Source organism: Agrobacterium sp. 33MFTa1.1, assembly GCF_004328495.1.
Taxonomy (GTDB): Bacteria; Pseudomonadota; Alphaproteobacteria; order Rhizobiales; family Rhizobiaceae; genus Agrobacterium; species Agrobacterium pusense.
On the sequence record NZ_CP036358.1, the window covers coordinates 341,334 to 360,040 of the forward strand.

Here is an 18,707-nt window from a genome sequence, read left to right on the forward strand (position 1 = left end):
CTGAGAGAGCCGGAAGGTCCGGGATTTTGGCGCTTCTGTGACAGACGGACGTGGCGCTTTCCGAATTTGCCCTCTTTGCAATTGATATGGCGCGGCCCGCACGGCGCGCAACAACGGTATGATCATGAGCGACACCGCAGAAAAACTGGACTACTCCACCACCCTCTATCTTCCGCAGACGGATTTTCCGATGCGCGCCGGCCTGCCGCAGAAAGAACCGGAAACGGTGAAGCGCTGGCAGGAAATGGGTCTCTACAAGAAGCTGCGCGCCTCGGCCGCCGGCCGCGAGAAATTCGTGCTGCATGACGGCCCGCCCTATGCCAACGGCAATATCCATATCGGCCATGCGCTGAACAAGATCCTGAAAGACGTCATCACCCGCTCGTTCCAGATGCGCGGTTACGACGCCAATTACGTGCCCGGCTGGGATTGCCACGGCCTGCCGATCGAATGGAAGATCGAGGAAGCCTACCGCGCCAAGGGCAAGAACAAGGACGAGGTTCCGGTCAACGAATTCCGCAAGGAGTGCCGTGAGTTTGCGGCCGGCTGGATCAAGGTCCAGTCGGAGGAGTTCAAGCGCCTCGGCATCGAGGGTGACTTCGAAAACCCCTACACGACCATGAACTTCCACGCGGAAGCCCGCATCGCCGGCGAACTTTTGAAGATCGCCAAGAGCGGCCAGCTCTACCGCGGTTCCAAGCCGATCATGTGGTCGGTCGTGGAGCGCACGGCGCTGGCGGAAGCGGAAGTCGAATATCATGACGTCGAGAGTGACACGATCTGGGTGAAGTTCCCGGTCGTTGAAGGCTCTGCTGAGCTTGATGGCGCTTCCATCGTTATCTGGACGACCACGCCGTGGACGATCCCCGGCAACCGTGCCATCTCGTTTTCGTCGCGCATCGCCTATGGCCTTTATGAGGTCACGGCGGCGGCCAATGATTTCGGACCGCAGCCGGGCGAAAAGCTCGTCTTCGCAGACAAGCTGGCAGCCGAATGCTTTGCCAAGGCGAAGCTCGAATTCACACGCCTGCGCGATGTGAAGGCGGAGGAGCTCGCCGCTGTTACCTGCGCCCACCCGCTGGCATCGCTGGGTTACACCTTCCCTGTTCCGGTTCTCGATGGCGATCACGTCACAGACGATGCCGGTACCGGCTTCGTGCACACAGCCCCCGGCCATGGCCGCGAGGACTTTGACGCGTGGATGGCGCAGGCGCGCGATCTGGAAGCGCGCGGCATCTCCTCCAAGATCCCATTCACGGTCGGCGATGACGGTTTCTACACCGAAGACGCCCCCGGTTTCGGCCCGTCGGCCGAAGGCGGTGCCGCCCGTGTCATGGACGATAACGGCAAGAAGGGTGACGCCAATGACCGCGTCATCAAGGCGCTGATCGCGGAAAACAACCTGTTCGCCCGCGGCCGTCTGAAGCACAGCTATCCGCATAGCTGGCGCTCCAAGAAGCCTGTCATCTTCCGCAACACGCCGCAATGGTTCGTCTATATGGACAAGGAACTGGGCGACGGCACGACGCTGCGCTCCCGTTCGCTTTCCGCCATCGACCAGACCCGCTTCGTGCCGGCTTCCGGCCAGAACCGCCTGCGCGCCATGATCGAAGGCCGCCCGGACTGGGTTCTGTCGCGCCAGCGCAGCTGGGGCGTGCCGATCGCCGTCTTCGCCGACGAGAAAGGTGAAGTTCTGATCGACGAAGCCGTCAACGCCCGCATCCTCGAGGCTTTCGAGGCCGAAGGCGCGGACGCCTGGTTCGCCGAAGGCGCCAAGGAACGCTTCCTTGGCAATGACCACGACCATGCCAAGTGGCAGCAGGTCATGGACATCCTCGACGTCTGGTTCGACAGCGGCTGCACTCACACCTTCACGCTGGAAGACCGCCCGGACTTGAAGTGGCCGGCGGATGTCTATCTCGAAGGCTCCGACCAGCATCGCGGCTGGTTCCATTCGTCGCTGCTCGAAAGCTGCGCGACGCGCGGCCGTGCGCCTTACAATGCCGTTGTGACCCACGGTTTCACCATGGATGAGCAGGGGCGCAAACAGTCGAAGTCGCTGGGCAACGTGGTTGCTCCGCAGGAAGTCATGAGCCAGTCGGGTGCCGACATCCTGCGCCTGTGGGTGATGACCACGGATTACTGGGAAGACCAGCGCCTCGGTAAGGCCATCATCCAGACCAATGTCGATGCCTATCGCAAGCTGCGCAACACCATCCGCTGGATGCTCGGTACGCTCGCCCATTACAAGGGTGAGGAGATCGCCTATGACGATCTGCCGGAGCTGGAAAAGCTGGTGCTGCACCGCCTGTCCGAACTGGATGGCGTTGTTCGCGAAGGTTATGACGGCTTCGAGTTCAAGAAGATCACCCGTGCGCTGATCGACTTTGCCAATGTCGAGCTTTCGGCCTTCTATTTCGACGTCCGCAAGGACACGCTGTATTGCGACGCGCCGTCGTCGCTGAAGCGCCGCGCGGCCCTGTCGGTCATCGCCAAGCTGTTCGATTGCCTGGTGACGTGGCTTGCCCCCATGCTGCCCTTCACCACGGAAGAAGCGTGGCTGTCGCGCTACCCGGATGCGGAGTCGGTGCATCTCGCCCAGTTCCCGGAAATCCCGGCAAACTGGAAGAATGATGCGCTGGAAGCGAAGTGGGAGAAAATCCGCAAGGTCCGCACCGTCGTGACGGGCGCGCTTGAAGTCGAGCGCCGTGAAAAGCGCATCGGTTCTTCGCTGGAAGCGGCTCCGGTCGTCCACATCGCCGACGCCGATCTTCTGGCCGCGCTGAAGGATCAGGACTTCGCCGAAATCTGTATCACCTCGGCCATCACGGTTGTGGGTGACGAAGGCCCTGCCGACGGTTTCCGCCTGCCGGAAGTTCCGAAGGTCGTGGTCGAGCAGAAGCTCGCGGAAGGTGAAAAATGCGCGCGTTCGTGGCGCATCACCACCGATGTCGGCTCCGATCCGGATTATCCCGATGTCTCGGCGCGCGATGCGGCCGCCCTGCGCGAGCTTGCGGCCCTGGCATAATGAAAATGGCCGGATGAATTGCGCTTTGCCTCTTCATCCGGTACACCTGCCTGAAAATGGCCGGATTTACAGGGCAATGCGGGCTGCCGCCTGCCGAAAGACGATGTCTGGCGAAGTGGGACGGACGGCTGGAAGGGTTTCAATGAAGACGATGCAGGGTAATGCGCAGGGTTTGGGCATGTTTCGCACGGTGGTTGGCGTCACGACGATAGGCGTGCTGCTCGGCGCGTGCACGAGCCCGACCTACGGTACGGGCAAGACGGCAGCCGAACAGCTTGTCGACGATCTCGGCAACGCAACCTCGATCACCGGCGACCAGACCAAGCGCAACCTGAAATATGGTCCTCGCCCGGGCCTCGTCGTTCCCGCCCAGGCCCGTGCCGAGCAGCTGGCTCAGCCGCAGCAGAACATGGCGAGCCGCGAAAACAATCCGCAATGGGTCGAATCGCCGGAAGAAACCCGCGAACGCCTGCGCGATGAGGCGGATGCCAACAAGAACAACCCGCATTATCGTTCGCCGCTGCTCGCCGGCAACGGCACCGCCGGTCAGATGACGGAAAGCCAGAAGTGGGAAGCCTTCCGCAAGGCCAAGGCCGAAGCCCAGGGCGGCTCTGTGGTCAACGCCCAGCGCAAGTTCCTCACCGATCCGCCGGCCGAATATCGCAGCGTTCCGCAGGATCAGCTGACCGATCTCGGCGAGCCGGAGCAGAAAAAGGAAAAGCGCCGCAAGAAAGAAGCGGCAATGGCCGGCACCGGCAAGAGCTGGTGGAACCCCTTCCAGTAATGGCGAATGGTTGATGGCTGGCGGGAAGGCTTACGCCTCCCGCGAGTCGCTCAGTCGTCGAGACGTTTCCCGCGGAAAAATTGCCGCAGGATGTCAGCACTTTCACTCTCCGCCAGTCCCGAATAAACATCCGGCGCATGATGGCATGTCGGCTGGCTGAAAAACCGCACGCCACTCTCCACTGCACCGCCCTTCGGGTCTTGCGCGCCATAATAGAGCCGACGGATACGGGCAAATGAAATTGCCGCCGCGCACATGGTGCAAGGCTCCAGTGTCACATAGAGATCGGCACCGGGCAGGCGTTCCTGTCCCAGCGCCTCGCAGGCCATACGGATCACGGCGATTTCAGCATGCGCCGTCACATCGTTCAATTCACGGGTGCGGTTGCCGGAACGGGCGATGACGCGACCGTCCAGTACCAGTACGGCACCGATTGGAACCTCCTGCCGCTCGCCGGCGGCACGGGCTTCCCAAAGCGCCAGCTCCATGAAATGCGTCCTTTCGGCCATTGCGTTTCAATTTCCTCTTAACCCTTGTGCTTGGACCTGATAGGACAGCCCAAACAACAGGCAAACAGCAAATGACTTTTAAAGACAAGCCGAAGCGTGACGGCGGCAAGACATTTAGCCGAGACAGGAAGCCGAAAGGCCCCGGCAAACCCGCCGCCGAGCGCGAAAAGAAACCTGCCGAGGCAAAGGCCGCCCCGGTGCCGGAAACCGTTGGCGCCTCGAAGCCCGAGCGCATTTCCAAGATCATGGCGCGCGCCGGCGTGGCTTCGCGCCGCGATGTCGAGCGCATGATCATGGAGGGCCGCGTGTCGTTGAACGGCGTCAAGCTGGATACGCCTGTCGTCAACGCCACGCTGTCGGACAAGATCGAAGTGGATGGCATGCCGATTCGCGGCGCCGAGCGCACGCGGCTGTGGCTTTATCACAAGCCCGCCGGTCTGGTGACCACCAATTCCGACCCGGAAGGCCGCCCGACCGTTTTCGACAATCTGCCGAGCGAACTGCCGCGCGTCCTCTCCATCGGCCGCCTCGATATCAATACCGAAGGCTTGCTGCTGCTTACCAATGATGGCGGTCTTTCCCGCGTTCTGGAATTGCCGACCACCGGCTGGCTGCGCCGTTACCGCGTGCGCGCCCATGGTGAGGTGGATCAGGCGGCGCTCGACAAGCTGAAGGAAGGCATCGCCGTCGATGGCGTGCTCTACGGCGCGATCGACGCCACGCTTGACCGTACCCAGGGCCACAACGTCTGGATCAGCATGGGCCTGCGCGAAGGCAAGAACCGCGAGATCAAGAACGTGCTCGGCGCGCTCGGCCTCGAGGTCAACCGTCTGATCCGCGTTTCCTACGGTCCGTTCCAGCTGGGTGATCTGCCCGAAGGCAAGGTGCTGGAAGTACGTGGCCGGATGCTGCGCGACCAGCTCGGCCCGCGCCTGATCGAACAGGCGGGCGCCAATTTCGATGCGCCGATCTACAATGCCCCCGTTGAGGACGAGGAAGACAACGCGCCGAAGCGGCCCGCGAAGGCCGAATGGGCAAAGAGCGATGCGCCGGAAGGCAAGCCACGCTTCGAAAAAGGCGGCAAGTCCGAGGACCGCCGTGAAAAGGCGCTTGGCCGCCTCGACACCAAGCGGGGCGACAAGCCCGCCGGCAAGTTCGGCGCCAAGGGCCGCACCGAGGATGAGGGTGACGACCGCCGCCCCCGCCAGCCTGCCGGCACAAGCCGCACGGCCAATGTCTGGATGGCGCCTGGCGCGAAGCCGACCCGTGACGGCAAGGAACGCAAGTCGTCTGCCCGTGCTGAGGCGGAAAGCCTGTTCAAGAAGCCTTCTGCGCAGGACGAAGCCCGCCGCAGCCTCGTGCGCCATGCCGATGAAGACGGTGAGTGGATTCGTTCCGAACCCACCCGCGACGATGACCGCGGGCAGGGCCGTGGCGATCGCTCCGCACGTGGCGAGAAGAATTTTGGCGATCGTGGCGGACGCGGCGGCAAGTCGTTCGGCGATCGGCCGTTCCGCGACCGTCCCCGTGAAGATGGCGACCGCCCGCGTGGTGCCAAGCCGTTTGGTGACCGTCCGGCCCGGGGCGACAAACCCTTCGGCGACCGGCCCTTCCGTGACCGCCCGCGCGAAGACGGTGACCGTCCGCGCAGCGACCGCCCACGTGGCGAAAAGAGTTTCGGCGATCGCACCGCCCGGGGGGAAAGACCCGCTGGTGACCGTCCGTTCCGCGACAGACCCCGTGACGACGGTGATCGCGCCCGCGGCGAGCGGCCAGCGGGTGACAAGCCCCGCGGCGGCAAGCCGGGCGGCAAACCCGGCTTTGGCAAGCCGTCCTTCGGAAAATCGGGCGAGCGTGGCGAACGTTCGGGGTTTTCCGGAAAAGGCGCTGGCGGCAAGGGCCCCGGCGGTAATAAGCCGGGCGGCAAGGGCCCGGGTGGCAAACCTTCTGGAGGCAGGGGAATGACACGTAATGCGGATCGTAGGCGGTGAGTTCCGCGGCCGGAGCTTGGCCGCGCCGAAAACAAATTCCATTCGCCCGACCATCGACAGGACGCGGGAAAGCCTCTTCAACATTCTGAGCCATGCCTATCCGGAAAGTCTGGATGGCACGCGCGTTCTGGACGTTTTCGCCGGGACCGGTGCGGTCGGGCTGGAGGCGCTTTCGCGCGGCTGTCGTGTGGCGCTCTTCGTCGAAAACGGCGTCGAGGGCAGGGGGCTGCTTTGGGAAAATATCGATGCGCTGGGTCTGCATGGCCGCGCCCGCATCTTGCGGCGTGATGCCACCAAGCTCGGTGGCGTCAACAATATCGAGCCGTTCGATCTTCTTTTCGCCGATCCACCTTATGGCTATGGCCATGGCGAAAAGGCTTTCACGGCTGCCCATAGTGGCGGTTGGCTCAACGCCGGCGCGCTTGCCATTCTGGAAGAGCGCGGCGATGTGACGGTCAATGTCGATCCGGCGTTCAAGCTGCTTGAAAGCCGCATCTTCGGCGACACGAAGATGCATTTCTACCGCTACGAGCCCTGACGGGGAGTGCCCCGTCACGCCACGGTCTTGTCGTGTTTGCCGGATAGGCAGACCCCTTCACCGTGGTAACCAGTTTTGGGTGTTTCGCATGGATCAGGCTGGGAACGAAAGCGTCACGATCGTCCGCGCCGGAGAAGAAGTTCTCGAAGGCGATGGTGCGGGCAATCATGAGCCGACATTCGGACTGGCGCTCGGCGGCGGCGGCGCACGCGGCATCTGCCATATCAACGTTATCGAGGCTTTCGACGAACTCGGCATCCGGCCCGTGGCAATTTCCGGTTCGTCCATCGGCTCCATCATCGGCGCGGGCATGGCGGCCGGCATGTCTGGCCGCGAAATCCGCGAATACACGCTGGAACTCATGGGACGCAAAGGTTCGGTCGCCAACCGGCTCTGGAGCCTCGGCCCGGCATCGATGCGCCATGCGGTGGACGGTTTTCGTCTCGGCCAGTTCAATCTCGAACTCATTCTCCACGCCTTGATGCCACAGGCGCTGCCGAAGGATTTTTCCGAACTCGCCATTCCGCTCAAAGTGATAACCACGGATTATTACGCCCAGACCGAAGTGGTAGTCGAGAGCGGCGAGATCATCCAGGCGCTGGCGGCTTCAGCCGCCATTCCGGCGCTGTTCATGCCTGTTCGTATCGATGGCCGCATCATGATCGATGGCGGTATCTTCAATCCGGTCCCGTATGAACATTTGCTGGATCACGCCGATATCGTCATTGGCGTCGATGTTGTCGGTGGTCCGGAAGGGGATGGAACCACCATGCCCAGCCGATTGGAAAGCCTGTTCGGCGCCAGCCAGCTGATGATGCAGGCGGCGATTGCTCTGAAGCTCAGACTGCGCCCGCCACACATTTTCCTACGCCCACCGGTTCACCGTTTCGGCGTGCTGGACTTCCTGAAGTCGGAAGAGGTGCTGAACGCGTCGTCCAGCATCAAGAATGATCTGAAACGCCAGATCGAACTGCAGGTAGAGCTGTTTCATCGCGGGCACGGCATGGAGGCTTAAGCAGCAATCCCTGAGTATTCGCTAGGAACGAGCGGGTACCACGCATTTCTTCTCCCCGCCGGGGAGAAGGTGGCCCGAAGGGTCGGATGAGGGGGCAACGCCAGCGATTGACAGAACCCTTGCCCCCTCATCCCGCTGCCGCGGACTTCTGCCCGGCGGGGAGAAGAGACAAGTGGCGCTATCCCAGCCACTACGAAGAACGCATTTCACAACGACACCTCCGTCTCGCTGTCCTCCATATCCTCTTCTTCCTCCCGCTTTTCCGCCTTGTTCTTCGGCTTCATCAGCGGTTCCGGCTTCACCTCGCGTACCGGCTTGTTGTGCAGCATTTGCCGGCCGGCGGCGAGGCCTTCCACGGCTTGCAACTGCAGTCGCTCCTCATCGCGTTCGCGAATGTCGTCGGCAATCGCCAGAGCCCTGTCGCCATCCATATCGAGCCCCTCGAGAATACGCCTGCCAAACAGCAGGCCGGATTCCAGCGTTTCGCGGAGCTCATATTCCACGCCCTTCTTTCTAAGGTCGATCGAATGAATGCGGTCATAGGAGCGGGCATAGATGCGAACGCTTGGAAATTCCGACTGGATCATGTCGATGATACGGTCGGTGACTTCCTTCTTGTGGGTGCAGACAGCCACCAGATCGGCCCGTTCGATGCCGGCGGCGATCAGCACGTCCTTGCGGGTGCCATCACCGAAAAAGATACGGAAACCGAAACGGGCGGCCTGACGCACGCGATCGGCGGAACTGTCGATCACGGTCACGTCGCGCCCGCCGGCGAGAAGGATCTGCGAGGCGATCTGACCGAAACGGGAAAAGCCGATCATCAGCACATCCGCTCCGGCTCCGTCGAAATCCTCTTCCAGCTTGTCTTCTTCCGCATCCTCCGCCGTCAGCCGGCGTGAAATCACCGCAAGAAGCGGCGTCAGCGCCATGGAGAGCGTAACGACGGCAACGAGGATCGACGCGGTTGCCTGCGGAAACAGCCCCGAGGCGGCCGCCGTGGTGAAGAGCACGAAGCCGAATTCGCCGCCCTGCGCCAGAAGCAGCGCGATGCGGCTCGATGCATAACGCGACGAGCCGGCGATGCGGCAGAGACCATAGATCAGCGCCGCCTTCACCGCCATCATGACAGGCACGGCGATCAGGATAAGCACGATGTTCTCATAAACGATATGGACGTGCAGCGACATGCCGACGGCCATGAAGAACAATGCCAGGAACAATCCGCGAAACGGCTCTATATCGGCCTCCAGCTCGTGCCGATAGGAGGACTCCGACAGCATCAACCCCGCCAGCAACGCGCCCATGCCCATCGACAGGCCGACCGCCTCCATGATCGCGGCGGCGCCGATGACGACGAAGAGGGCGGCGGCGATCATCACCTCCCGCGCGCCGGTGCGGGCGATGATCTGGAACATTGGGGTGAGAAGATACCGCCCGGCAAGGATCATTCCGGCCACCGCGACGACGGAGGCGATGAGATCGGACACCATGGAATCCGTCGGGACATCGGGCCGGTTGGAAAGAATGGTGACAAGGGCAAGAAGCGGCACGATGGCGAGATCCTGAAACAGCAGGATCGAGAAGGACCGGTTGCCATGCCTTGTATTCATGTCGCCGTCATCGGCAAGGATCTGCAGTGCAAAGGCGGTGGAGGAAAGCGCAAGGCCGAAACCTGCGACGAGGCTGCCGCGCCAGTCGATCAGCCCCGCCCACCATACAATCGCCGCAAGCACACTGCCCGTCACCAGTACTTGCGCCAGCCCCAGCCCTAAAATATCGCGCCGCATCTGCCAGATGCGCGACGGCTTGAGTTCCAGCCCGATGATGAAGAGCAGGAAAACGACGCCGAGTTCCGAGACGTTGAAGATGTCCTTCGCATCGGTGACCAGATGCAGGAACGGCCCGATGACGATGCCGGCCACCAGATACCCGAGCACGGTGCCAAGTCCGAGTTTGCGGAAAACGGAGGCCGCAATGACCGCGCCGGCCAGAAGCAGCAAGGGTTCGGAAAAGAGAGCGTCGTGCTCGGTCATGCGGGCGAACTTTCGAATAGGGTGGCGATGGCGCCCTCTGGACGGAGAAAGCGACGTTTCGCCCTTGATGCGGGGTTGCTGGCACAATAAATGGAACAGGAATGAAAGGCCAACTCATGTCCTCAGAAATAGATTCTTCCAAACTTCTCGAGCGCGCCAGCCAGCTTGTCGATCTTGCCCGGGCCGCCGGCGCGGATGAGGCGGATGCTGTTGTCGTGCGTTCGCGCTCACAATCGGTCGGCGTGCGGCTCGGCAAGGTGGAAAGCACCGAATCCTCCGAAAGCGACGATTTTTCCCTGCGTGTCTTCGTTGGCCGCCGGGTGGCAAGCGTTTCGGCCAATCCCGGCTTCGATCTGAAGACCTTGGCGGAAAGGGCAGTGGCCATGGCGAAGGTTTCGCCGGAAGACCCCTTTGCCTGCCTTGCGGACAAGGAACGGCTGGCAACTTCCTATGACGATCTCGAGCTTTTCGATGCAACGGACGTGTCTGCGGATCAATTGCGCGAGGCGGCCCTTGCTTCGGAAGAGGCGGCGCTGGCGGTCAAGGGCGTCAGCAATTCCTCGGGTGCTGGCGCGTCGAGCGGCATGGGCGGGCTCGTGCTGGTCACCTCGCATGGCTTTGCCGGCAGCTATATGGGCAGCCGTTTCAGCCGTTCCGTCAGTGTCATCGCCGGCGAAGGCACGAAGATGGAGCGCGACTACGATTTCGACAGCCGCCTTTATTATGCAGATCTCGATGCCGCCGAAGAGATAGGCCGTCGCGCCGGTGAAAAAGTCGTGCGCCGCGTCGGTCCGCGCCAGGTCGATACCGGCAGCAATATCACGGTGGTGTTTGATCCACGCATCGCCCGCGGCTTCGTCGGTGCGATTGCAGGCGCGATCAACGGCGCTTCCGTTGCCCGTAAGACCAGCTTCCTGCGCGACAAGATGGGCCAGCAGGTGCTGAAAAATGGCCTGTACCTCACCGACGATCCTCAGATCGTGCGTGGCCCTTCCTCTCGTCCTTTCGATGGCGAAGGTGTTCGCGGCGAAAAGATGACGATGATTGAGGATGGCGTTTTGAAGCACTGGTTCCTCTCCACCTCCGCGGCACGGGAACTCGGCCTGGAAACCAACGGCCGCGGCGTGCGTGGCGGCACTTCGGTCTCGCCGGCCTCCACCAACCTTGCTCTGGAGCCGGGCGATCTCTCGCCGGAGGACCTGCTGGGGCAGGTCGGGTCGGGCTTTTACGTCACCGAGCTGATCGGCCACGGTGCCAACATGATCACTGGTGAATATAGTTGCGGCGCGAGCGGTTTCTGGATCGAGAACGGCGAAAAGACCTTTCCGGTTTCCGAGGTCACGATTGCCTCGAACCTGAAGGACATGTTCATGCGGATCACGCCAGCCAATGATATTGATCGCAAATACGGCATCGCGGCCCCGACGCTCGCCATCGAAGGCATGACGATCGCAGGCAAGTGAGGCGACCTGCGGGGTTTTCGCTGGCGCTTCATATGCAAGTGCGAACAGAAAAACGGGCGCGCCATCTGAGGCGCGCGGAAAAGACGGCAAGATGAACGACATGGATGAGGCCCGCTGGGCCTCCGATCTGAGGCTGGTCCTCGAAGCCGCCCGCAAGGCGGGCGAGACAGCCCTCGGTTTCTTCCGCAAGGATCCCGAGGTCTGGTGGAAGAATGGCGGGCTTTCGCCGGTCAGCGCGGCCGATTACGCCGCAAATGAAATCCTCGAAACCATTCTGCGCTCCGCCCGGCCGGATTATGGCTGGCTTTCCGAAGAGACGGATGACGATACGGACAGGCTTTCCCGTTCCACCGTCTTTGTGGTCGATCCCATCGACGGCACCCGCGCCTTCATTGGCGGCAGGGATACCTGGTGCATCAGCGTTGCCGTGGTGCATGAAGGGCGACCGGTGGTGGGCGTGCTCGTCGCACCGGCGCTGTCGGAGGAATTTACCGCGATAGAGGGTGGCGTGGCGTTAAAAAACGGAAGCCCCATCTCCGCAAGCGGCGGCAATACCGGCACCTTCCATCTCGCCGCCGCGGCAGAGGCGATCACGCATCTGCCGGAAACGATGCGCAACAATGTCGAGCGTGTCCCGCATGTGCCGTCGCTGGCCTACCGGCTGGCGATGGTGGCGGATGGTCGTATCGACGGTACGCTGGTCATGCCCAACTCACACGAGTGGGACCTGGCCGCGGCGGATCTCATTCTCGAACGCTCCGGCGGCCGGCTTGCCGGTCTGGATGGCAAACCTCTGATGTATAATCGCCGCCGGGTGAACCACCCCGCATTGTGCGCCGCAGCAAATTATGCGCTGCCTGCACTTTTGAAAGCGTTTTCACATCCGTCTGGCAGTTGACGTTTGGCGGGAAATCCCGCAGATGAAGGCCTCTCTCAGAGTTCAAGAAAGAGATAAGACATGACGGAAACTGGCAAACCGAAACAGCTGCTGCACCTCGTCTTCGGCGGCGAACTGGAAAACCTTCAGGATGTTCAGTTCCGGGATTTGAGCGCGCTCGACATCGTCGGCATCTATCCAGATTACGCCTCCGCGCTCACGGCTTGGAAGTCGAAGGCACAGATGACTGTCGATAACGCCCATATGCGTTATTTTATCGTGCATATGCACCGTCTTCTCAATCCTGACGACAAAATTTGAGTCCCTTTGCCCTTGCGTTGTAATACTATTGGATGAAAGCGCGCTTTCCCGTGATTCCTGCGCGAGCGGCGCGGCCCGGGAATGCCGTTACGAGAAAATGTGATCGCGCTTTCGTTTCCGATGACAAAAAATGACGCAATTTGAGAAGAAGTAGGCGGCGATAACAACCAGAACAGGGGCAGGGCATTGCGCGGAATGATCAAGGGCAGACTGTCATGAGCAGCCGTATCGCACGTTTCGCTCTTTCCGGTTACCGCATTGCCGGTATCGCCGCTTACCCGTTTGCCAAGCCCTATCTTTCCTATCGGGCCGCCAAGGGCAAGGAAGACAAACGCCGCCGGCTCGAACGTTTCGGTTATGCGAGTGCCGAGCGCCCGCGCGGGCCGCTCGTCTGGTTCCACGCCGCAAGTGTCGGCGAAACGCTGGCGCTTATTCCGCTCATCCGCGAAATCCGCAAACGCGACATCTTCGTGCTTCTGACCACGGGTACGGTCACCTCGGCCGAACTGACCCGCACCCGGCTCGGCGATGACGTGATCCACCAATATGTGCCGCTCGACATCAAGATCGCGGTCAACCGTTTCCTGACCTACTGGGCACCCGATGCCGCCATCACGGCCGAGTCCGAAATCTGGCCGGTGACGATGATGGAACTGGAGCGTCGGCACATTCCGCAGATCCGGGTCAATGCACGCCTTTCCGACCGTTCCTTCGATCGCTGGAAAGCTCGCCACGACATTGCTGAATCGCTGTTTTCCAAGCTGGCGCTGGTGGTTGCCCAATCCGATCTCGATGCCGAACGTTTCCGCGATCTCGGCTCCTGGCCGGTGGTGATATCGGGTAACCTCAAGGGTGACACCGACCCGCCGCCCTGTGACGAGGCGCTGCTGGAGAGCTACCGCAAGCAGGTCGGCAATCGCAAGACATGGGCGGCGATCTCAACCTTTGACGGTGAGGAGAAGGCCGCGGCCACCGTGCATGCGGCGATCAAGTCGCGCAACGGGCAACTGACCATCATCGTGCCGCGCCATCCCGAGCGTGGAGATGAGGTGGAGGCCATGCTGAAGGGCATGAATCTCTCCGTTGCTCGCCGCAGCCGCAATGATGTGATAACGCCTGAAACCGATATTTTCCTCGGGGACTCCATTGGGGAAATGGGGCTTTACCTGCGGCTGACCGAGCTTGCCTTTGTTGGCCGCTCGCTGACGGCCGAAGGCGGGCAGAACCCGCTGGAGCCTGCCATGCTTGGCTGTGCGGTTTTGTCGGGCGCGCATGTGCAGAACTTCCGCGAGGCCTATCAGAAGCTGATCCGCGCAGGTGGTGGCCGCATCATCCGTGATGTGGAGATGCTGGCAAAGGCGGTGCATTATCTGCTGGTCAACGATAATGAGCGCTACAAGATGATCGATGCGGGCAATCGGGTCATTCAGGATATGCGCGGCGCGCTGTCCTCCACGGTGAAGGCGCTGGAGCCCTATATCAACCCGCTCACCGTTTCCGCCAAGCTGCAGCCGCGGAGCGCCATCGGATCATGGTAGCGGATATAGAACTCAACGCCGCGCAGTCAATCGCCGCAGTGCTTTTCGACAAGGACGGCACGCTGCTGGGCTATGACGCAAGCTGGGGACCGGTGAACCGCGAACTCGCGTCGATTGCGGCCAAGGGAGATCCCGTCCTCGCCGACAGGCTTCTCTCCGCCTGCGGCATGGATCCCGTTACCGGTCATGTGGTGCCCGACAGTCTTCTGGCCGCCGGCAACACGGCGGAGATCGCCGCCGGTCTCGTCGCCGCCGGCTCGCCCTGCGATGTTGTCGAGCTCACGCAACGTCTCGACCGGCTTTTTACCGAGGCCGCGGATAAATCCGTGCCGGTGACCGATCTCAAGGGTTTTTTCGCGAGGCTGAAGGCTCGCGGCTACAAGCTCGGTATCGCCTCCAGCGACAACGAAAACTCCATCCGCCAGACGGCCATCCGCTTCGGTTTCGAAAACGATATCGATTTCGTTGCGGGATATGACAGCGGTTACGGCACCAAGCCGCAGCCCGGCATGGTCCTCGGCTTCTGTCAGGCGATCGGTATCTCTCCCGACCGCGTGGCCGTCGTCGGCGATAATAACCACGATCTGCATATGGCGAAAAACGCTGGCGCGGGTCTAAGGGTCGCCGTTCTCACCGGCACCGGCTCTCGCGAAAGCCTGGGTGCGGATGCCCATTATTGTTTCGATGACATCACCGGGCTCGAAGCGCTGCTGCCGGAAAGGGCTGTTTGAAGCGGTGTCGCACGGTTTGCATTGTCGCGGCACTCTCTAGTCCCGTCATGCCGGCTTTGAGCCGGTATGACGGAGAAAATGGATATCGCGGCGCGCAGATTGAAGTTCCATGTTAAATCGCGGCCAGTCCGTATCAGCACCGGTGCGTAAAGCCGTCTATTCGGATTTTGCAATTTACGGTTTTTTCTGGCAAACAACCTCCCAGACGTGAAATGGCGAACGCAATGCCGTGGGCGACCCGGCCGGGAGCGGGAATAGATGGTTTCTGAAGCGCCGCCCTTCTGGTGGCAGAAAGCGGGCTGGCAGGCGTGGCTCCTGTCTCCTTTCTCGCTTCTTTACGGCAAGGTCGCCGGCCGGCGCATGCGGACGGCAAAAAGGGCAAGTGTTACCGTTCCGGTCATCTGCATCGGCAACTTTACCGTGGGTGGCGCCGGTAAGACGCCGACGGCAATGGCAATTGCAAGGGCCGCCGTTGCGAAAGGCTTGAAACCCGGATTTCTCAGCCGCGGTTATGGCGGCACACTGGACGTCACCACCCTTGTCGATCCCGCACATCATCGCTCTGCCGATGTCGGCGACGAGCCGTTGCTTCTGGCGCGCGAAGCGGTGACGGTGATTTCGCGCCGCCGCGTTGAGGGTGCGCATCGCCTGATCAAAGAGGGCGTCGATCTCATCATCATGGATGACGGGTTTCAGAGTGCGCGTCTGACGCTGGATTATGCGCTTGTCGTCATCGATACGATGCGCGGCATCGGCAACGGCCATCTGGTGCCGGGCGGTCCGGTAAGAGCCCCGCTCGCCGAACAGATGCGGCATATGACCGGGCTCCTGAAGGTCGGTAATGGTCACGCGGCCGATGCCCTTGTGCGGCGAACCGCAAAGGCTGCCAAACCTGTTTTCGTTGCGGCGATCACGCCGCAGGAGCCGCAGGATTTCAGGGGAAGGCGTGTGCTGGCCTATGCGGGCATAGCCGACCCGGCCAAATTTTATCGAACCGTCGAAGCGCTCGGCGGCGATATCGTGATGCAGCGCTCTTTCCCGGATCATCACCACTTCAGCGATGACGAGATTGCCGATCTTCTGCAGGACGCAGGCAAGGCGGATCTGCAACTTGTCACCACGGCCAAGGATGCCGTGCGGCTTAACGGGCACCACGGCCGGGCTGAGGAATTGCTCTGGAACAGCCTGGTGATCGAGGTCGACATGGTGTTCGACGATCCCAATGCGGCTGGAACGATTATCGATACGGCCGTGGCGAACTGCCGCGCCCGTTTGCTTCGGGATAATTCGCGGACGTCGCTATAAGGCACCGAAAAAGACAAGCCGTCGTGCGCCGGTTTCTCCTCACTGACGTGACGAGCACAGGGACGAGGGAGGCACACGCGCGACACTCAACGCGTCGCTTCCCTCCTTATGCCGGCAAAGTACCGGCCTTCTTTTCGGCTTCCAGAGAAGCCGCGGCATCCACATAGGCCTCCTGCCGCGCCACGCTCCAGTAGCGCAGCTCATCGAGCGGAATGCTCTTGCCTGTCATGGCGCAGATGACATGCGAGCCGGTCTGGACGATGCGGAAGTCACCGTCGAGATATTCGATGACGGCGAGGCGATTGCCGCCTCCTTCAAATCTGTTCATCCGTTTTCGTCTCCTGCTCTGTCCTGTCGGGGCACCCAGTCCGAAACGGCGTAGCGTTTTCCTGAACAATCCGGATGCTCCAGTATCCTGAATTTATATAGGCCGGCGTGGCGCAAGGCCAGCCCCGACGCCCTTGCATGTAAGAGGGCGTCAGCTGCGGCCGAAGAGCCGTTCTATATCGGAAAGCTTCAGTTCGATATAGGTCGGACGGCCGTGATTACACTGGCCCGAACCCGGTGTATTTTCCATCTGCCGCAGAAGCGCATTCATCTCCTCCGGCCGCATGCGCCGGCCGGAACGCACCGAGCCGTGGCAGGCCATGGTGGCGGCGACATATTCCAGCTTGTTGGCAAGCGTCGAGGCGGCGTCCCATTCGGCGATCTCGTCGGCAAGCTGGCGCACCAATCCCTGCACGTTGACCTCACCCAGCATGGCCGGGGTTTCGCGAACGGCGACGGCACCCGGCCCGAAACGCTCGATGACGAGCCCCAGCGCATCGAAACCGGTGGCGTGATCCATCAGCCGGTCGCAATCTTCTTCCGGCAGATCGATGATTTCGGGGATGAGCAGCACCTGCGAAGCCGGCCGTTTGGAATGCAGTGCATTCCGCATCTGCTCGAAAACCAGCCGCTCATGCGCCGCATGCTGGTCGACGATGACAAGGCCGTTTTCTGTCTGCGCGATGATGTAGTTCTCGTGCAGCTGCGCCCGCGCGGCCCCGAGCGGGTAGAGCGTGGGCTCGGGCGAGGAGCTCGCGCCGGCTTCATAAGTTTCCCGAGACTCGGCCCGCGCCGTTGGGGTGGTGATGTCCGAGAAATGTGATTGTACCGCCTCCGAAAACTGCGTTGCGCCTGAAACGGCGAGCGGCCGTGACGGCGAGGTCGCGGCGGACCATGGCGCGGGAGCGGTCGTGAAAGGCGATGGCCTGAGGCCAGAAGGGCTATAGCCGGGGCGGAAGGCGTTCATCATCTGGCTGGCGCCCGTCGTTGCCGCCCTGTCGCCGTCACGCGTCAGCGCCTGGCGGATCGCGCCGACGATCAGCCCGCGAATGAGCCCGGGGTCGCGAAAACGAACGTCGGATTTCGCCGGGTGTACGTTTACATCCACAAAGGCGGGATCGAGCGTGATGGAAAGCACCGCGACAGGATATCGCCCATGCGGCACGGTTTCGGCATAAGCACCGCGAATGGCGGATAAAAGCAGTTTGTCCTGCACCGGACGGCCATTGACGAAGACATATTGATGCGCCGAATTGCCACGGTTGAAGGTGGGCACGCCGGCAAAGCCCGTCAGCGTCACATCCTCACGCCCGGCATCGATTTCAATGGCGTTGTCCTTGAAGTCCGCACCGAGAATCTGCGCCATGCGGGCCAGATGATCGTCACCCGTCGACGGAATTTCGAGCGTCGACCGATCCGTGCCTGACAGCACGAAGCGGATATGCGGAAAGGCGATCGCCATGCGTTTGACGACTTCGGTGATTGCGGCCGCTTCGGCGCGTTCCGTCTTCAGGAATTTCAGCCGTGCCGGTGTGGCGAAGAACAGGTCGCGCACCTCGACGATGGTGCCGGCATTCGAGGCGGCCGGCCTCACATCGGAAACCTTGCCGCCGGTGACGGAAATCACCGAACCCTGCTCCGCGCCCTGCTGGCGGCTGGTGATCGTCAGCTTGGCCACGGAGCCGATGGAGGGCAGTGCCTCGCCGCGGAAGCCGAGCGTGCGTATATCGTCAAGTGTATCGGAAATCTTCGAGGTGCAGTGCCGCCTGACCGCAAGCTCGAGATCGGCCGGAGACATGCCACAGCCATTGTCGGTAATCCGCACCAGCCCCTTGCCGCCGCCCGCCGTGGCGATCTCGATGCGCGTCGCCCCGGCGTCGATGGCATTTTCCACCAGTTCCTTCGTGGCGCTGGAGGGTCTTTCGATGACCTCGCCGGCGGCGATCTGGTTGATAAGGGTTTCTGAGAGCTGCTTGATGGCCATGATCGCCATTTTCGCGGATTCGCGCCGGCTTCGAAAGCAAAAAACTGAGACCGCGGAAATTTGCACATGTTTTGCGGGTTGCATGGCATCGGACCATTTCCGCCAATGCAGTTTAAGCGTTAATCCGCCCTTAATCGCCCTTGTTTATGGTGGGGCAGCTTGAAATGACCGCAGAAACGGGGCCACCTCTGCCGGGTGGTGTGTGACGTCGACTATGGGTGAGCGTCATCTTCTCCTCAAGACTGCTTCAAGCGGCAAAC

The 18,707-nt window shown here is 61.6% G+C and carries 15 protein-coding genes; 11 read left to right on the forward strand and 4 right to left on the reverse strand.

All coding sequences use genetic code 11. The annotated features are described in order from the left end of the window. Positions 1-124: 124 nt before the first annotated feature. Together ileS and EYD00_RS01675 are read left to right on the forward strand one after the other, a co-directional pair. Positions 125-3,028: an isoleucine--tRNA ligase gene (gene ileS / locus EYD00_RS01670; RefSeq protein ID WP_034496298.1), complete on the forward strand. Its 2,904-nt coding sequence runs from the start codon at positions 125-127 to the stop codon at positions 3,026-3,028. A gap of 142 nt (positions 3,029-3,170) precedes the next feature. Then, a complete protein-coding gene (locus EYD00_RS01675; RefSeq protein ID WP_004440212.1) occupies positions 3,171-3,812 on the forward strand; it encodes a hypothetical protein in 642 nt (213 codons plus the stop codon). Positions 3,813-3,862: 50 nt separating this feature from the next. Here the strand turns inward: EYD00_RS01675 and EYD00_RS01680 are convergent, their stop codons facing one another. After that, positions 3,863-4,321, reverse strand: a complete 459-nt coding sequence (locus EYD00_RS01680) for a nucleoside deaminase (RefSeq protein ID WP_004440213.1) — start codon at positions 4,319-4,321, stop codon at positions 3,863-3,865. Between the two features lie 71 nt (positions 4,322-4,392). Between EYD00_RS01680 and EYD00_RS01685 the strand changes: the two genes are divergently transcribed. From EYD00_RS01685 to EYD00_RS01695, 3 genes are all read left to right on the forward strand, one after another. Next, positions 4,393-6,312, forward strand: a complete 1,920-nt coding sequence (locus EYD00_RS01685) for a pseudouridine synthase (protein WP_034495968.1) — start codon at positions 4,393-4,395, stop codon at positions 6,310-6,312. After that, positions 6,293-6,850, forward strand: coding sequence for a 16S rRNA (guanine(966)-N(2))-methyltransferase RsmD (gene rsmD, locus EYD00_RS01690; RefSeq protein WP_034495966.1), 558 nt, complete (start codon positions 6,293-6,295; stop codon positions 6,848-6,850). The genes EYD00_RS01685 and rsmD overlap by 20 nt, the downstream gene beginning before the upstream one ends. Positions 6,851-6,938: 88 nt before the next feature. Next, positions 6,939-7,865, forward strand: coding sequence for a patatin-like phospholipase family protein (locus tag EYD00_RS01695; protein WP_034496294.1), 927 nt, complete (start codon positions 6,939-6,941; stop codon positions 7,863-7,865). Positions 7,866-8,071: 206 nt separating this feature from the next. On the opposite strand, the gene EYD00_RS01700 is transcribed toward EYD00_RS01695, so the two are convergent. Further along, a complete protein-coding gene (locus EYD00_RS01700) occupies positions 8,072-9,901 on the reverse strand; it encodes a monovalent cation:proton antiporter-2 (CPA2) family protein (RefSeq protein ID WP_004440219.1) in 1,830 nt (609 codons plus the stop codon). A gap of 116 nt (positions 9,902-10,017) precedes the next feature. Between EYD00_RS01700 and EYD00_RS01705 the strand changes: the two genes are divergently transcribed. The 6 genes from EYD00_RS01705 to lpxK all read left to right on the forward strand — a co-directional run bounded on the left by EYD00_RS01705 (position 10,018) and on the right by lpxK (position 16,136). After that, positions 10,018-11,364: a TldD/PmbA family protein gene (locus EYD00_RS01705; protein ID WP_034496291.1), complete on the forward strand. Its 1,347-nt coding sequence runs from the start codon at positions 10,018-10,020 to the stop codon at positions 11,362-11,364. 91 nt (positions 11,365-11,455) lie between these two features. After that, complete coding sequence (locus tag EYD00_RS01710) at positions 11,456-12,262, forward strand: 3'(2'),5'-bisphosphate nucleotidase CysQ (protein WP_004440221.1); 807 nt, start codon at positions 11,456-11,458, stop codon at positions 12,260-12,262. A gap of 60 nt (positions 12,263-12,322) precedes the next feature. Then, positions 12,323-12,562 (forward strand): DUF4170 domain-containing protein, encoded by a 240-nt coding sequence (locus EYD00_RS01715; protein WP_004440223.1) that lies wholly within the window; start codon positions 12,323-12,325, stop codon positions 12,560-12,562. Between the two features lie 215 nt (positions 12,563-12,777). Beyond that, positions 12,778-14,100: a lipid IV(A) 3-deoxy-D-manno-octulosonic acid transferase gene (gene waaA, locus EYD00_RS01720; RefSeq protein ID WP_006699512.1), complete on the forward strand. Its 1,323-nt coding sequence runs from the start codon at positions 12,778-12,780 to the stop codon at positions 14,098-14,100. Continuing rightward, the gene (locus EYD00_RS01725) at positions 14,094-14,831 is read left to right on the forward strand and encodes an HAD family hydrolase (RefSeq protein WP_004440228.1); all 738 of its coding nucleotides are present in this window, start codon (positions 14,094-14,096) and stop codon (positions 14,829-14,831) included. Before waaA ends, EYD00_RS01725 begins: the two co-directional genes overlap by 7 nt. Positions 14,832-15,089: 258 nt before the next feature. Next, positions 15,090-16,136 (forward strand): tetraacyldisaccharide 4'-kinase, encoded by a 1,047-nt coding sequence (gene lpxK / locus EYD00_RS01730; protein WP_004440230.1) that lies wholly within the window; start codon positions 15,090-15,092, stop codon positions 16,134-16,136. A 106-nt stretch (positions 16,137-16,242) separates the two neighbouring features. Here lpxK and EYD00_RS01735 read toward each other — a convergent pair whose 3' ends face one another. Then, positions 16,243-16,464, reverse strand: coding sequence for a DUF2093 domain-containing protein (locus EYD00_RS01735; RefSeq protein WP_004440232.1), 222 nt, complete (start codon positions 16,462-16,464; stop codon positions 16,243-16,245). 150 nt (positions 16,465-16,614) lie between these two features. Then, positions 16,615-18,447, reverse strand: coding sequence for a DNA mismatch repair endonuclease MutL (gene mutL / locus EYD00_RS01740; RefSeq protein WP_034496289.1), 1,833 nt, complete (start codon positions 18,445-18,447; stop codon positions 16,615-16,617). Positions 18,448-18,707: the final 260 nt, after the last annotated feature.

What these genes read in the sequence shown, in the direction of transcription:
- ileS (WP_034496298.1), top strand. Translation starts at nt 125, where the DNA reads ATGAGCGACACCGCAGAAAAACTGGACTACTCCACCACCCTCTATCTT.
- EYD00_RS01675 (WP_004440212.1), top strand. Translation starts at nt 3,171, where the DNA reads ATGAAGACGATGCAGGGTAATGCGCAGGGTTTGGGCATGTTTCGCACG.
- EYD00_RS01680 (WP_004440213.1), bottom strand. Translation starts at nt 4,321, where the DNA reads ATGGCCGAAAGGACGCATTTCATGGAGCTGGCGCTTTGGGAAGCCCGT.
- EYD00_RS01685 (WP_034495968.1), top strand. Translation starts at nt 4,393, where the DNA reads ATGACTTTTAAAGACAAGCCGAAGCGTGACGGCGGCAAGACATTTAGC.
- rsmD (WP_034495966.1), top strand. Translation starts at nt 6,293, where the DNA reads ATGCGGATCGTAGGCGGTGAGTTCCGCGGCCGGAGCTTGGCCGCGCCG.
- EYD00_RS01695 (WP_034496294.1), top strand. Translation starts at nt 6,939, where the DNA reads ATGGATCAGGCTGGGAACGAAAGCGTCACGATCGTCCGCGCCGGAGAA.
- EYD00_RS01700 (WP_004440219.1), bottom strand. Translation starts at nt 9,901, where the DNA reads ATGACCGAGCACGACGCTCTCTTTTCCGAACCCTTGCTGCTTCTGGCC.
- EYD00_RS01705 (WP_034496291.1), top strand. Translation starts at nt 10,018, where the DNA reads ATGTCCTCAGAAATAGATTCTTCCAAACTTCTCGAGCGCGCCAGCCAG.
- EYD00_RS01710 (WP_004440221.1), top strand. Translation starts at nt 11,456, where the DNA reads ATGAACGACATGGATGAGGCCCGCTGGGCCTCCGATCTGAGGCTGGTC.
- EYD00_RS01715 (WP_004440223.1), top strand. Translation starts at nt 12,323, where the DNA reads ATGACGGAAACTGGCAAACCGAAACAGCTGCTGCACCTCGTCTTCGGC.
- waaA (WP_006699512.1), top strand. Translation starts at nt 12,778, where the DNA reads ATGAGCAGCCGTATCGCACGTTTCGCTCTTTCCGGTTACCGCATTGCC.
- EYD00_RS01725 (WP_004440228.1), top strand. Translation starts at nt 14,094, where the DNA reads ATGGTAGCGGATATAGAACTCAACGCCGCGCAGTCAATCGCCGCAGTG.
- lpxK (WP_004440230.1), top strand. Translation starts at nt 15,090, where the DNA reads ATGGTTTCTGAAGCGCCGCCCTTCTGGTGGCAGAAAGCGGGCTGGCAG.
- EYD00_RS01735 (WP_004440232.1), bottom strand. Translation starts at nt 16,464, where the DNA reads ATGAACAGATTTGAAGGAGGCGGCAATCGCCTCGCCGTCATCGAATAT.
- mutL (WP_034496289.1), bottom strand. Translation starts at nt 18,447, where the DNA reads ATGGCCATCAAGCAGCTCTCAGAAACCCTTATCAACCAGATCGCCGCC.